Source organism: Marinobacter sp. LV10R520-4 (assembly GCF_002563815.1).
In the GTDB taxonomy this organism is placed as follows: Bacteria; Pseudomonadota; Gammaproteobacteria; order Pseudomonadales; family Oleiphilaceae; genus Marinobacter.
On sequence record NZ_PDJM01000001.1, the window covers coordinates 2054927 to 2068024 of the forward strand.

The following is a 13098-nucleotide window of genomic DNA, read 5'->3' on the forward strand; positions in this document are numbered from 1 at the left end:
ACTTTTTCCATCAATACGTTGTATACAAGGCTACTCTGTTTTCCCCGGTCGTTGAAGCCGACAACAACAGAGCCTTGTGCAGGTTTTCCTTACTCGGCTTTTAAAGCATGGGATTTGGCAAACTCAAGGAACAGGCGGGCGGATTCTTCCGGCGCTTCAATCATAGGCACGTGACCCACTCCGTCGAGTATCTTTAGTTGTGCGTCGGGAATGATGCTCACAAAAACGTCGCCATTACGGTAGTTAATTACTCGGTCTTCCTTGCCCCAGACGATCAGTACCGGGTCTTCGATGCGGGCAATGATCGTGCGAAAATCTGACTCGACGTTAGCGTCCCGAATGGCGGCAAAGATCACTTTATTGATGGTCTCATTGGCAAGAGCTTTCTCTTCCAGAACCCCCGGAATGGGCCAGGGAATAAACGGCTTTTTCTCGAGAGCAAAATCCATCAGACGCTCGAAGTCGCCGGGTTTTGAGGGGATAAGCGGATTGTCATCCGCGACCACACGACCAAACAGTTCGCTCTCGTACTTAAGAATGCCAGCCGGGTCGAACAGTACGGCGGTTTTGATCTGTTCTGGATAGGTGGCGGCATACAAGGCCGTAATGGCGCCGCCCATGGAGTTGCCCATCATGTGCATTTCAGCAATGTCCAGAGCCTGAAGAATACGGGCGAGGTGGACTACTTGCTGGTCCAGCCGATAGCCGAGATCCAGCGGCTTGCTGCTTTCGCCGTGGCCCGGAAGGTCTATGGCATAAACGTTGAATTTATCCGTGAGTTCCCGGGCCATGCGGGTCCAGTTATCTTTGTTGGCACCAAAACCATGAACCATCACGATGGTGTCGCCGCTGTTCATTTCTATGTTTCGCAGGTAAGCAATGTCCAGTTCGCCCAAGGTAATGCTGGCAGTCTCAAGTCCGGCGCTGGAACGCTCAAAGCCGATAGCCTTCTGGTATATGTCCTGGCGGGAGCATGCGCTTAAAAGTAGAAAAGATAAAAGCAGCAGAACGGCGGTATAGGGTGACTTTTGCAGCATTGAGCAGTTCCTGGCTGTTTGTGTGGTCGGGCGACGGGGGGAGTGGGTTTGCTTTACTCCATAAAAAAGCCCGGTCAACGACCGGGCTTTTGCTCAGTATGCCGGATTACGCCTGCTCGCGGGCTATGGCCCGATATGCGATGTCTTTGCGGTAAAACGCACCCTTCCAGCTTATCTTTTCGGCAAGTCTGTAAGCCCGTTGCTGAGCCTCTGTGACGGTATTGCCCAGTGCCGTTGCGCAGAGCACCCGGCCACCGCTGGTGACCACCTGGTTGCCATCGAGTTTTGTGCCGGCGTGGAAAGCTTTTTCGCCCTCGGTTTCGGTTTCCGACAGGCCAGAGATGGCATCGCCTTTGCTGTAGCTGCCGGGATAACCACCGGCAGCCAGAACAATACCCACGGCGGCCCGGGGGTCCCAATCAGAGCTGCACTGGTCCAGTTTGCCGTCAATCGCGGCCTGACACAGATCCACCAGATCAGACTGCATGCGCAGCATGATGGGCTGGGTTTCCGGATCGCCGAAGCGGCAGTTGAATTCGATCACCCTGGGAGCACCCGCAGGATCGATCATCAGGCCAGCGTACAGGAAACCTTTATAGGGATGGCCCTCGGCTTTCATGCCGCGCACGGTCGGGTAGATCACCTCGTCCATAATGCGCTGATGCACCTCAGGGGTCACCACCGGGGCAGGGGAATAAGCACCCATGCCACCGGTGTTAGGGCCGGTGTCGCCATCGCCCACGCGTTTGTGGTCTTGCGAGGTCGCCATGGCCAGCACGTTATCGCCGTCAACCATGACGATGAAACTGGCTTCTTCGCCGTCCAGAAACTCTTCAACAACCACGCGGCTACCGGCGTCGCCAAAGGCGTTGCCCGCCAGCATGTCGCGGATGGCGTCTTCCGCTTCGGCCAGGGTCATGGCTACAATTACGCCTTTACCGGCGGCCAGGCCATCCGCTTTGACCACAATAGGCGCGCCTTGCGCACGCACGTAGGCCAAAGCTTCATCTACGTCGGTAAAGTTGCCGTAGGAGCCCGTGGGAATATTCTGGCGCGCCAGAAAGTCTTTGGTAAAGGCTTTGGAGCCTTCCAGCTGAGCGGCGCCGGCGCTGGGGCCAAACACCCGCAAGCCGCGTTCTTCAAACAGGTCCACAACACCGGCAACCAGCGGTGCCTCGGGCCCAACAATCGTCAGGCCAACGTTGTTGCTGGCGGCGAAATCGGCCAGGCCGTTCAAGTCCATTACATCAATGGCAACGTTTTCGACACCAGACTCGGTGGCGGTGCCGGCGTTGCCGGGCGCTACGAAAACGGTGCCAGCCAGTTCTGACTGAGCGGCTTTCCACGCCAGGGCGTGTTCACGCCCGCCATTACCAATAATCAGAATATTCATGATGCTGTTCCTATGGATTAATGGCGGAAGTGGCGCATGCCGGTGAACACCATGGCAATGCCGTGCTCGTTGGCGGCATCGATCACTTCCTGATCGCGCATGGAACCGCCAGGCTGGATGACTGCGGTAATGCCGGCGGCAGCTGCGGCGTCAATACCGTCGCGAAACGGGAAGAAGGCGTCAGACGACATCACCGAGCCTTTCACTTCCAGGCCTTCGTCGGCGGCTTTGATGCCAGCAATTTTAGCGCTGTACACGCGGCTCATCTGGCCGGCACCCACGCCGATGGTACGGCCGGCTTTGGCGTACACAATGGCGTTGGATTTAACGTACTTGGCCACTTCCCAGGCGAACAGTAAATCGTTCAGTTCTTCGTTGCTGGGCTGGCGCTGGGTGACCACTTTCACATCGGCCATAGCCACCATGCCCAGGTCACGTTCTTGCACCAGCAGGCCACCGGTCACGCGTTTGTAGTCCAGCGCGGGGGCGCGCTCACCGTCAAATTCACCGCAGGCCAGCAGACGCACGTTTTTCTTGGCGGCTACTAGCTCCACCGCCTCGGCGCTGATGCTGGGAGCGATGATCACTTCTACAAACTGACGCTCAATAATGGCTTTGGCGGTAGCGGCGTCCAGCTCGCGGTTGAAGGCAATGATGCCGCCAAACGCCGAGGTGGGGTCGGTTGCATAGGCCAAGTCGTAAGCTTGCAGAATGTCGGCACCAATGGCGACACCACAGGGATTGGCGTGCTTGACGATCACGCAAGCCGGGTCGGCGAAGGGTTTTACACACTCAAGCGCGGCGTCGGTGTCGGCCACGTTGTTGTACGACAGCGCTTTACCCTGGAGTTGGGTAGCGGTTGCCACGCAGGCTTCTTTCGGGTTGCGCTCGGCGTAGAACGCGGCGCGCTGGTGCGGGTTTTCGCCGTAGCGCATGTCCTGCACTTTCACAAACTGGGCGTTGAATGTGCGCGGGAAATCCGGGTTTTCGTTATCGGCGGTGCGTCCACCCAAGTAGTTAGCAATAGCGCCGTCATAGCCGGCGGTGTGTTCAAACGCTTTTACCGCCAGGTCAAAACGGGTAGCAAAGGTCAGTTCGCCATCGTTACTTTCCAGTTCTTTCAATACCCGGCTGTAATCGCGGGTATTCACTACTACGGCCACATCGTTGTGGTTTTTGGCTGCCGCGCGAACCATGGTAGGGCCGCCAATGTCGATGTTTTCAATGGCGGTCGCCAAGTCGCAATCCGGATTGGCGACGGTGTCTTCAAACGGATACAGATTCACTACCACCATGTCGATGGGGTCTATGCCGTGTTCGGCCATGACGGCGTCGTCGATGCCGCGGCGGCCCAAAACGCCACCGTGAATTTTCGGGTGCAGGGTTTTTACCCGGCCATCCATCATCTCCGGAAAACCGGTGTAGTCAGACACTTCGGTGACCGCGACGTTGTTTTCGTTAAGCAGACGAAAGGTGCCGCCGGTGGACAGCAACTCTATGCCGCGCTCGCTGAGCGCGCGACCAAATTCAACAATGCCGGTTTTGTCACTGACACTGATCAGCGCGCGGCGAACGGGAGTATTTGCCTGATTTGTCATGGGTCAGTTTCTTCCGGATCGGATGTCGGGTTTAAAGCAGGTCGTATTGCTTGAGCTTCTTGCGCAGGGTGCCGCGGTTCAGACCCAGCATGGTGGACGCTTTGGTCTGGTTGTTGCGGGTGTACTTCATCACCTGCTCCAGCAACGGAGCCTCTACTTCTGACAGCACCAGTTGATAAACCTCGGTTACCGGAGCGCCATCAAGCTGGGTGAAGTAGTTGGTCAGTGCAATTTCTACGCTGTCACGCAGGGTGACTGAGTTACCGCTGGTGCCAACCGTTTGCAGTTGGTGAATGTCATCATTGGCGGATGCGTTCAGGGTGTCGTTTGCCAAAGTTTCAGCTTTCATGCTGCGAATACCTCTTCATTTCGTAAGCTTGCGAAATACTGTTGAATGCTATCGTGCTGCTCCAACGCGTTGTCTATGGCGTTAAAGCTTTGCCGGAAGCGTTTGTCTTGGTCGTGGCCTTGCAAATACCAGCCCACATGTTTGCGGGCAATGCGCACACCCATGGTTTCTCCATAAAAATCGTGCAGTGCCAGCAGGTGCTCGCTCAGTATCGTTTCCACTTCATCCAGTGGCGGCGGCTTCATGTGTTCGCCTGTTTCCAGAAAGTGCAGGATTTCCCGAAAAATCCAAGGCTGGCCCTGAGCCGCACGGCCAATCAGCAGGCCATCGGCCCCAGTGTATTGAAGCACGTCGCGCGCTTTTTCCGGGCTGGTGATGTCGCCGTTGGCGAATACCGGAATGCTAACGTCGGACTTCACTCGGGCAATGGTATCGTACTCGGCATTGCCCGTGTATTTGTCGGTGCGGGTGCGGCCATGTATGGCCAGCGCCTGAATACCGGCTTCTTCTGCCATGCGCGCAATAATCGGCGCGTTGCGGTGATCCTCATCCCAACCAGTTCGCATTTTCAGGGTCACCGGTATGTCTACGGCGGCGACCACCGCCTTCAGAATCTGCAGCACCAGAGCTTCGTCTTTCATCAGTGCAGAGCCGGCCGCTTTGTTACAGACTTTCTTGGCCGGGCAACCCATATTGATGTCAATGATCTGGGCGCCAGACGCCGCGTTCATACGAGCCGCCTGCGCCAGCATCTCGGGATCGCCACCGGCAATCTGCACCGATCTAGGCTCAGGCTCACCTTGGTGGTTCAGGCGGCTGCGAGATTTTCGGGTGTGCCACATTTTGCTGTCAGCAATCACCATTTCCGAAACGGCCAGCCCTGCGCCCATGCGCCGACACAGAAGCCTAAATGGCCGGTCTGTCACACCGGCCATGGGCGCAACAATCAGCGGATTGGGCAAGGTATACGGCCCGATTTTTGCCGTTGGCAGCATGATCTGAGTCCGTGTTACGGAAGTGACAGCAAGGCCTGAATAGCGGCAGGTTGTTCAATAATTGAACGGCCGAATTCCGGAGGGCGCTAATGATACCGCTGGTGCGGCCGCGTTTGAAGAGGCAAAGCCGTGAAAAAACTGATTATTTTTCGTGCTTTCTGGTTGACTTTCGTGCTCTTGGCGAGGGCTTTTAAGCCGAGTAAGCCAGCTGGCTCGCGCTGACTTACTCGGCTTGTGAACGGAAGTCGATGTTGTAGCTGACCGCTGTTTGTCCCGGGTCCTGGATGGCAATGGCAATGCGTATGGGGGTCTGCGGCGGCATTTCCCGCAGCTGTGCGCCCTGGTCTGCCAGGTAATCTGCCGGGCTGAATACTCGCTGTGTTACCTCTTGCCCATTCAGATCGGCGAAGGTCAGAATAATGGCAGGGAACGGCTGCGCGAAGGCGGCACGATTGATAATCACTGCGTCTACCACCAATTCGCTGCGATTGGCCGGGTTGGTTTTTACCACCAGTTTGCGGCTGTCTATAGCGCTCATGTCTATCAATGGTGGCAGCGTGCAGCCGGCGAGTTCGCAGCCTTTCTCGTAAAACGGTCGCAGCTGGGGGATTTTGGAAAATTTGTCAAACTGAACCCAGGCCAGTTGCGAGACGATCACCCCCAGAATGGCCAGAACAATCAGTAACCAGGCCAGCGCGCGGATTTTTCCGCTGTGATTGCCCTGAACCGGAATGGGTTCCTGGCGAAGATTACTGTAGGGCGTGTGCTGCGATCGGGCGCCGCTCTCGGCGTAAATCTGATGCTCGGACGGTAAGGACCAGCTGTCACTGGATTGCGTCAGGCTTTGCGTCCCCGGATTTGGCGCGTCAGCGGGCGGTTCATTTTTTGAGGGTGTTGCTTTAACGGATGGCGCGGCTTTAATGGGTGGTGCTGCCTTACCGGGTGGGGCTGGGCGTCTTGGGCTTTCGTGACGGCTGGCTTCATCCAGAATGGCGTGGGCCCAGCTTTCGTCGGAATCCGGGTTTATATCGCTGCTGTTGTCGCGGTCATCGCTGTAAACACTGTGGTCCATGGAGCGAAAACTGTCGCTGAGCTCGTCTTCGGCAAACGTCATGTCGGCTTTAATGTAGGCGCCGTGGGCAGCATCTTCTTCTGGGTTGTCTGCAAACACCAAGCCGTCGTCCGGATCCGGGTTGATCACCGGCTCCGGGGGCGTTGTAACGACCGGTTTTGACTCTTTAATGCGATTTTCAAAAGCATTAAAAATCTGCCTGCAGCTGCCGCAGCGCACTCGCCCCTTGGCAACCTTCAGTTGTTCCTCGGTTACCCGGAAACGCGTCTGGCAGTGGGGGCACTGAGTTTGAAGGTTGCTGAAAGCCATTCTAAATCCCTGAATACAAAGAAACTGAATGCACGTTCGTCTGGATCTTTGGTCTTACTGCCTCATCAATCGTGGCGCCATCAATGGTGACGTCGCCCCGTGAGCCGTATCCACTCACCTTGCTGTTCTGGTTCATCCATAATAAACCAGGGCTCGTAGGCCGCCATCACATCGCGGGCCTGGTGGTTGAGGATGCCAGACAGCACAATGTCGCCGCCTGGGCGGGTTTTTGCTGCCAGGTGCGGCGCCAGTCCGATCAGTGGCTGAGCCAGAATATTGGCGAGCGTAATGTCGGCCAGGGCGTCGGGTTCGTCTTTCGGCAGGTATAAAGACAGCCTGCTTTCGTCCACTTCGTTACGGCGGGCGTTTTCACGACTGGCTTCTAGCGCCTGGGGGTCGGTGTCGACTCCCATTACATGGTCAGCGCCCAGCAGCAGTGCGGCCAGGCCCAAAATGCCGGAGCCACAGCCATAATCGATCACCTGTTTGCCCTGCACATCCGCGCCGTCCAGCCATTGCAGGCACAGGGCTGTGGTGTCGTGGGTGCCGGTACCGAACGCCAGGCCCGGGTCCAGCAGCAGGTTAGCTGCGTCTGGGTCAGGCGCGTCGTGCCAGCTGGGTACTATCCACAAACGTTCGCCAAAGCGCAGCGGGTGGAAGTCGTCCATCCAGGCCCGCGCCCAGTCTTTGTCTTCAACCAGCGTTACGTCTATGTCCGCCAGACTTTGCTGGGTTTGCTGGTGCCAGGCGTCGCGAATGTTGGAGCACAGCTCGGTAATGTCATAACTGGACTGAAACAGCCCGGTTACGGTGGTTTGGCTCCACAAAGGTGTGGTGCCATGGTCTGGCTCGTACAGAGGTTGGTCAGCGGCGTCTTCCATCGACACCGCATCGGCGCCCATTTCCATCAACACGTCTTCAAGTTGATCGGCGCTGTCCGGATCGGCCGGAATCTTCAGTTGTATCCAGGGCATGGTGATTCCCGCATTGTCGACGCAGGACTCAGTCCCGAATCAGTTTTTCAAGGTAATGAATGGTGAAGTCTACCTGTTTAAAGCCGCCATCGCGCACCAATCTGCGGTGCAGCGGCTGATTGGTTTTTATACCTTCAACCACCATTTCGTCGAGGGCGTTTTTCATGCGCCGACGCGCCATTTCGCGGTCGTCACCCCAGGTGATCAGTTTGGCGATCAGCGAATCGTAGTAGGGTGGTACGGTGTAACCATTGTAAAGGTGAGAATCTACTCGCACACCGTTGCCGCCGGGAGCGTGAAAGTGCTTCACTTTACCAGGGCTGGGCACAAAAGTTTGCGGATCTTCTGCGTTGATTCGGCACTCGATGGCGTGCCCGGTAATCTTGATGTCGTCCTGTGTGTACTGCAACGGCAGGCCGCTGGCGATACGCAGTTGTTCGCGCACGATATCTACGCCGGTCACCATTTCTGATACTGGGTGCTCAACCTGCACGCGGGTGTTCATTTCGATGAAGTAGAAACCACCGTCCTGATACAGGAATTCGAAGGTGCCAGCACCCACATAGCCAATTTCTTTACAGGCATCCACACAGGCTTTCAGGGTTTTTTCCCGGGCTTCGGGGTCAATACCCGGCGCCGGCGCTTCTTCCAGCACTTTCTGGTGACGGCGTTGGAACGAGCAGTCTCGGTCGCCCAGGTGAATGCAGTTGCCGTGCATGTCTGCAAGTATCTGAACTTCCACGTGGCGCGGGCGCTCAAGGAATTTTTCAAGATACACGGTCGGGTCGCCAAACACGCTGCGTGCTTCGGTCTGGGTAATCTGTACGGCCTTGAGCAATGCCGCTTCTGAGTGCACCACTTGCATACCGCGACCACCGCCGCCCGATGCGGCTTTAATAATCACCGGATAGCCGATTTTTTGAGCGACTTTGAGAGTCAGTTCGTCGTCTTCGGTCAGCGGGCCGTTAGAACCCGGAACGGTGGGTACACCGGCACTGATCATGGCGTTGATGGCCGACACTTTGTTGCCCATCAGCCGAATGGTCTCGGCTCTGGGGCCGATAAAGCGGAACCCGCTTTTTTCGACCTGCTCGGCAAAGTCGGCGTTTTCCGCCAAAAAGCCGTAACCAGGGTGGATGCCCACTGAGTCGGTTACTTCCGCCGCGCTGATAATGGCAGGGATATTCAGATAGCTGTCGGTCGGGCTGTTGGGGCCGATACAGACGGTTTCATCGGCTAAGCGCACGTGCATCAGGTCGCGGTCGACCTTGGAGTGCACGGCTACGGTTTTGATACCTAATTCTTTACAGGCGCGCAAAATCCGCAGGGCAATTTCACCGCGGTTTGCGATCAATACTTTTTCTAACATAGCTATGGCTCACAATCACCGGGTTCAGGAAATGACGACCAGAGGCTGGTCAAACTCCACCGGCTGGCCGTTTTCGACCAGTATTTCGGTGATGGTGCCGCTCTTGTCCGCTTCAATCTGGTTCATCATCTTCATCGCTTCCACGATACAGATAACATCACCGGCTTTGATGGATTGGCCCACGGCGATGAATTCCGGCGCGGTAGGCGATGGCGCGCTGTAGTAAGTGCCCACCATGGGTGATTTAACGGTATGGCCCTTGGGCGCTGCAGGCTTTTCTTCATGGCTAACCGGGCCTGGGGCTTCCGGTGCTGGTGCGTACATAGGAGCTGCATGCTGCGGTGCCATGTGGCTGACGTAATGCGTGCCGGCTGGCTGCTCACGGCGGCGCGAGATTCGCACGGAATCATCGCCCTCGTGAATTTCCAGTTCTTCGACGTCGGACTCGTCAAGCAGTTCGATCAATTTCTTGATTTTGCGAATATCCATGATTTCTTCAGCCTCTTTTGTAAGGTCTAGTTAATGCGTTTGTTTGAGTGCAGCCTGAAGAGCCAGATCATAGCCCTGGCTGCCGAGGCCGCAGATAACGCCTTTGGCGATATCCGAGAAATAGGAGTGGTGCCGAAATGCTTCCCGCTGGTGCACGTTGGACAGGTGCACCTCAATAAACGGTATGGCAACCGCCAACAGCGCGTCACGCAATGCAACGCTGGTGTGGGTGAAAGCCGCCGGGTTAAACAGAATATAGTCCACACCTTCCGCTTTGGCGGAGTGAATGCGTTCAATCAATTCGTATTCGGCGTTTGATTGCAGGTGGAGAAGATGATGACCCGCGTCTGCAGCGCTGTTTTGCAGGCGCTGATTAATGTCTGCGAGGGTTTCGTAGCCGTATACCTCAGGTTCGCGGGTGCCCAGCATGTTCAGATTTGGCCCGTGAAGCACGAGAATACTTGCCATAAAAACCAATACCTTTGTTTTACAGAATTACCAAAGTTAGCGACACAATGTGCCCATGGTGCGCACTTATGCGGCTCATATCAATACTTTTCGATAAATTTGGATGGTGATCAGGAGCCTTCATGTGACCTAATGCAGGCCCAGCCGTTCTGATACCGTCAATCATTGTCAGACAGCTCTGCAATAGCGTCCATAAGACGTTGGTTCCATACAGAGCAACCCATCGGTGGATATTGCCCACGGTCGCGGTGTGAAAGTGTTTGCCAGCGGCGTGGAAACCGCCGAGGAATTCAAGGTACTGTGTGATTTGGGCATTGATGGTGCAATGGGCTATCATTTAGGGCGTCCGTTTACCGCAGACAACCACCAATTGACAGGGGAATAATACGCTTATGCCAGGCAAAATCAGGCAGTATTTCAAGGACAAAAAGGGCGATGCCCGGGATTCCTCCGGCGGTGGAATGGTGGGTAAGTTGCTGCTTATCATTGTTGTGGTTTACCTGCTGATTGCCATGGTCGTGGGTATGTATTGGAGCAGCGAGCCCGACAATTTTTCGGTGCGTGAACACACCCGCGTTACCGCCAACGCCATGCAGCGTGAACCGGTGACTGGTTTTGCCACCACCGCCACCATGATCCGAATCGCGGAAACCCTGCTGGACAAGCCCGGCGGTTACATTACCAACGACATTTTCCCTCCGGGCCTTTGGCTGGACAACGTGCCCAACTGGGAATTCGGTGTGCTGGTGCAAGTGCGCGATCTGGCCCGAGCCATGCGTCAAGACATCAGTCGCGCCCAAAGCCAGTCCTCGGAAGACGCGGACCTGATCATTGCCGAACCTCAGTTGCACTTTGACAGCGATAGCTGGGCAATTCCTTCAACCGAATCTGAATATCGTCGGGGGATCACCGCTTTGAAGCGCTATCTGAACAGGCTGTCGAGCCCTGGACAGACCGATGCGCAGTTCTATGCCCGCGCCGATAGCCTGAACAGTTGGCTGGCCGATCTGGAAACCCGTTTGGGCAGTTTGTCCCGCACCCTGGGTGAGAGTGTGGGTAAAGCCTCTATCTCCGATACGGTAGCGGATTTTGAAGGCCAGGATCCGCTGGAAGAGCGAGCTGAAGGCGTTAATGTAAAAACCGATTGGACCAAGATCGACGATGTGTTTTACGAGGCCCGTGGCAGTTCTTGGGCGCTACTGCACATATTCCGTGCCATCGAAGTGGATTTCCGCAAGGTATTGCAGGACAAGAATGCTACGGCCAGCGTCAAGCAGATCATCATTGAGCTTGAGGGTGCCCAGGGCGACATGTGGAGCCCGGTGATTCTTAACGGCAGTGGCTTTGGCGTAATGGCCAACCACTCGCTGACTATGGCGGCCTATCTGTCGCGGGCCAACGCGGCGATCAGTGACATGCGGACTTTACTGTCGCGGGGCTAACAGTGCGCGTCCGCTAATGTGCAGGCAATAAAAAACCGGGCTCAATGCCCGGTTTTTTGTGAACCATAAAAAGCGATAGGCTTTTAGCCGCCGTAAGCTTTGATGGCGTCAACAATGGCTTTTTTTGCAGCCGCTGCGTTGTCCCAGCCCTGGATTTTCACCCATTTTCCGGCTTCCAGCGCTTTGTAGTTTTCAAAGAAGTGATGAATCTGGTTGCGCAGCAGTTCTGGCAAGTCAGTCACGTCTTGTACGTGGGCGTAAGCCGTGGTCAGTTTGTCGTGGGGCACGGCGACCAGCTTGGCGTCGCCGCCGTTTTCGTCTTCCATGTTCAGTACGCCTACCGGGCGACAGCGAATCACACAGCCGGCCTGAATCGGGTACGGAGTAATGACCAGTACGTCCAGGGCATCACCGTCGTCGGCCAGGGTGTGGGGAATAAAACCGTAGTTAGCCGGGTAGAACATGGGCGTAGCCATAAAACGGTCAACCAGCAAGGCGCCCATGTCTTTGTCCAGCTCGTACTTCACCGGTGAGCTGTTGGCCGGAATTTCAATGGCGACGTAGATATCGTCGGGTGTATTTTTGCCGGCAGGGATGTTGTCGAATTGCATCGGGTGGTCCTTCCTGGGTAGGGTTAAAAAGTGAGCGCCATTGTACGAAACTGCGCGGCTCTGCGAAACTAAACGTTGGTCTGGCATGGCAACCAGCCCAGGCTGCCATGCAGGTCGGGTAGGTCAGCCGCGCTTGAGAGTTTTCACGCCGGTCTTTGTGCCCAGCAGCAGAAGATCGGCGGGGCGGCGGGCAAACAGGCCGTTGGTGACCACACCTACAATCTGGTTCAGGCGTTCTTCCACCTGAATTGGGCGCGACAGGTCCATGTTATACACGTCAATAATGATGTTGCCGTTGTCGGTGGTAAAATCATCGCGGTACACCGGGTCGCCGCCAAGTTTCACGATTTCCCGGCCGACGTGGCTCCGGGCCATAGACAACACTTCTAATGGCAGTGGGAATTCACCCAGAATGTCCACTTTTTTGGACTCGTCGGCAATGCAGATAAACGTCTGCGCCACTTCAGCCACGATCTTTTCCCGCGTCAGCGCGCCGCCGCCGCCTTTGATCAGTTCCAGCTGTTCGTTGACTTCATCGGCGCCGTCTATGTAAAACTCCAGATCTGCGGTGCTATTGAGCTCATAAACGGGAATGCCGTGGCTTTTCAGGCGTTCAGCGGTGGCATCGGAGCTGGCCACGGCGCCGTCAAAATCGTTGCGAATGGCCGCCAGCAAATCAATAAAGCAGTTTGCAGTGCTGCCGGTGCCCACACCAATTATGCTGCTGCTGTTCAGGCGGGGGCTGATGTAGTCGATAGCGGCTTTGGCGACCGCTTGCTTCAGTTCGTCCTGGTTCATGGTTGAGCCCGTTGCGGAAAATGAATGGGATACTTGCAGTATACAGCGTCTGGGCTGGCTGCTTATAGACGGTTGCGGGTAAAACTTTCTACACTACGGGTTCTTTCGGTGATGCCCCACGCCAAATCTCTTTCGAATTACGGGGAATTACTTTCGAATCACGCCTAATTCATTCTCAAATTACCTTGCGGAAT

Annotated in this window: 13 protein-coding genes and 1 pseudogene; 2 read left to right on the forward strand and 12 right to left on the reverse strand. The window is 55.9% G+C overall.

Annotated features, from left to right (window positions below; translation table 11 throughout):
- Positions 1-89 precede the first annotated feature (89 nt).
- From ATG98_RS09890 to aroQ, 10 genes are all read right to left on the reverse strand, one after another.
- A complete protein-coding gene (locus ATG98_RS09890; RefSeq protein WP_098422826.1) occupies positions 90-1037 on the reverse strand; it encodes an alpha/beta fold hydrolase in 948 nt (315 codons plus the stop codon).
- 106 nt (positions 1038-1143) lie between these two features.
- Positions 1144-2430: a phosphoribosylamine--glycine ligase gene (gene purD / locus ATG98_RS09895; RefSeq protein ID WP_098422827.1), complete on the reverse strand. Its 1287-nt coding sequence runs from the start codon at positions 2428-2430 to the stop codon at positions 1144-1146.
- A gap of 17 nt (positions 2431-2447) precedes the next feature.
- Entirely contained in the window at positions 2448-4028 is a 1581-nt protein-coding gene (gene purH, locus ATG98_RS09900) for a bifunctional phosphoribosylaminoimidazolecarboxamide formyltransferase/IMP cyclohydrolase (protein ID WP_098420896.1), read from the reverse strand.
- A 31-nt stretch (positions 4029-4059) separates the two neighbouring features.
- The gene (fis, locus tag ATG98_RS09905) at positions 4060-4377 is read right to left on the reverse strand and encodes a DNA-binding transcriptional regulator Fis (RefSeq protein WP_098420897.1); all 318 of its coding nucleotides are present in this window, start codon (positions 4375-4377) and stop codon (positions 4060-4062) included.
- Positions 4374-5372 carry a tRNA dihydrouridine synthase DusB gene (gene dusB, locus ATG98_RS09910; RefSeq protein WP_098420898.1) on the reverse strand — a complete coding sequence of 333 codons (999 nt, stop codon included), beginning with the start codon at positions 5370-5372 and terminating at the stop codon, positions 4374-4376. The genes fis and dusB overlap by 4 nt, the downstream gene beginning before the upstream one ends.
- Before the next feature lie 223 nt (positions 5373-5595).
- Positions 5596-6753, reverse strand: a complete 1158-nt coding sequence (locus ATG98_RS09915; RefSeq protein ID WP_098422828.1) for a DUF3426 domain-containing protein — start codon at positions 6751-6753, stop codon at positions 5596-5598.
- A gap of 80 nt (positions 6754-6833) precedes the next feature.
- Positions 6834-7727, reverse strand: a complete 894-nt coding sequence (gene prmA / locus ATG98_RS09920; RefSeq protein WP_098422829.1) for a 50S ribosomal protein L11 methyltransferase — start codon at positions 7725-7727, stop codon at positions 6834-6836.
- Between the two features lie 28 nt (positions 7728-7755).
- Entirely contained in the window at positions 7756-9096 is a 1341-nt protein-coding gene (gene accC / locus ATG98_RS09925; protein ID WP_179888101.1) for an acetyl-CoA carboxylase biotin carboxylase subunit, read from the reverse strand.
- A 24-nt stretch (positions 9097-9120) separates the two neighbouring features.
- Positions 9121-9585 (reverse strand): acetyl-CoA carboxylase biotin carboxyl carrier protein, encoded by a 465-nt coding sequence (accB, locus tag ATG98_RS09930; RefSeq protein WP_098420902.1) that lies wholly within the window; start codon positions 9583-9585, stop codon positions 9121-9123.
- Positions 9586-9615: 30 nt separating this feature from the next.
- Positions 9616-10053: a type II 3-dehydroquinate dehydratase gene (gene aroQ / locus ATG98_RS09935; RefSeq protein WP_098420903.1), complete on the reverse strand. Its 438-nt coding sequence runs from the start codon at positions 10051-10053 to the stop codon at positions 9616-9618.
- A 226-nt stretch (positions 10054-10279) separates the two neighbouring features.
- Between aroQ and ATG98_RS09940 the strand changes: the two are divergent.
- Together ATG98_RS09940 and ATG98_RS09945 are read left to right on the forward strand one after the other, a co-directional pair.
- Positions 10280-10438 (forward strand): annotated as a pseudogene (locus ATG98_RS09940) (EAL domain-containing protein); the annotation flags it as partial.
- Between the two features lie 7 nt (positions 10439-10445).
- Complete coding sequence (locus tag ATG98_RS09945) at positions 10446-11495, forward strand: DUF2333 family protein (RefSeq protein WP_098422833.1); 1050 nt, start codon at positions 10446-10448, stop codon at positions 11493-11495.
- Between the two features lie 83 nt (positions 11496-11578).
- On the opposite strand, the gene ppa is transcribed toward ATG98_RS09945, so the two are convergent.
- Complete coding sequence (ppa, locus tag ATG98_RS09950; protein WP_098422834.1) at positions 11579-12106, reverse strand: inorganic diphosphatase; 528 nt, start codon at positions 12104-12106, stop codon at positions 11579-11581.
- A 123-nt stretch (positions 12107-12229) separates the two neighbouring features.
- Positions 12230-12904 (reverse strand): ribose-5-phosphate isomerase RpiA, encoded by a 675-nt coding sequence (rpiA, locus tag ATG98_RS09955; protein ID WP_098422836.1) that lies wholly within the window; start codon positions 12902-12904, stop codon positions 12230-12232.
- Positions 12905-13098 lie beyond the last annotated feature (194 nt).

What these genes read in the sequence shown, in the direction of transcription:
- ATG98_RS09890 (WP_098422826.1), bottom strand. Translation starts at nt 1,037, where the DNA reads ATGCTGCAAAAGTCACCCTATACCGCCGTTCTGCTGCTTTTATCTTTT.
- purD (WP_098422827.1), bottom strand. Translation starts at nt 2,430, where the DNA reads ATGAATATTCTGATTATTGGTAATGGCGGGCGTGAACACGCCCTGGCG.
- purH (WP_098420896.1), bottom strand. Translation starts at nt 4,028, where the DNA reads ATGACAAATCAGGCAAATACTCCCGTTCGCCGCGCGCTGATCAGTGTC.
- fis (WP_098420897.1), bottom strand. Translation starts at nt 4,377, where the DNA reads ATGAAAGCTGAAACTTTGGCAAACGACACCCTGAACGCATCCGCCAAT.
- dusB (WP_098420898.1), bottom strand. Translation starts at nt 5,372, where the DNA reads ATGCTGCCAACGGCAAAAATCGGGCCGTATACCTTGCCCAATCCGCTG.
- ATG98_RS09915 (WP_098422828.1), bottom strand. Translation starts at nt 6,753, where the DNA reads ATGGCTTTCAGCAACCTTCAAACTCAGTGCCCCCACTGCCAGACGCGT.
- prmA (WP_098422829.1), bottom strand. Translation starts at nt 7,727, where the DNA reads ATGCCCTGGATACAACTGAAGATTCCGGCCGATCCGGACAGCGCCGAT.
- accC (WP_179888101.1), bottom strand. Translation starts at nt 9,096, where the DNA reads ATGTTAGAAAAAGTATTGATCGCAAACCGCGGTGAAATTGCCCTGCGG.
- accB (WP_098420902.1), bottom strand. Translation starts at nt 9,585, where the DNA reads ATGGATATTCGCAAAATCAAGAAATTGATCGAACTGCTTGACGAGTCC.
- aroQ (WP_098420903.1), bottom strand. Translation starts at nt 10,053, where the DNA reads ATGGCAAGTATTCTCGTGCTTCACGGGCCAAATCTGAACATGCTGGGC.
- ATG98_RS09945 (WP_098422833.1), top strand. Translation starts at nt 10,446, where the DNA reads ATGCCAGGCAAAATCAGGCAGTATTTCAAGGACAAAAAGGGCGATGCC.
- ppa (WP_098422834.1), bottom strand. Translation starts at nt 12,106, where the DNA reads ATGCAATTCGACAACATCCCTGCCGGCAAAAATACACCCGACGATATC.
- rpiA (WP_098422836.1), bottom strand. Translation starts at nt 12,904, where the DNA reads ATGAACCAGGACGAACTGAAGCAAGCGGTCGCCAAAGCCGCTATCGAC.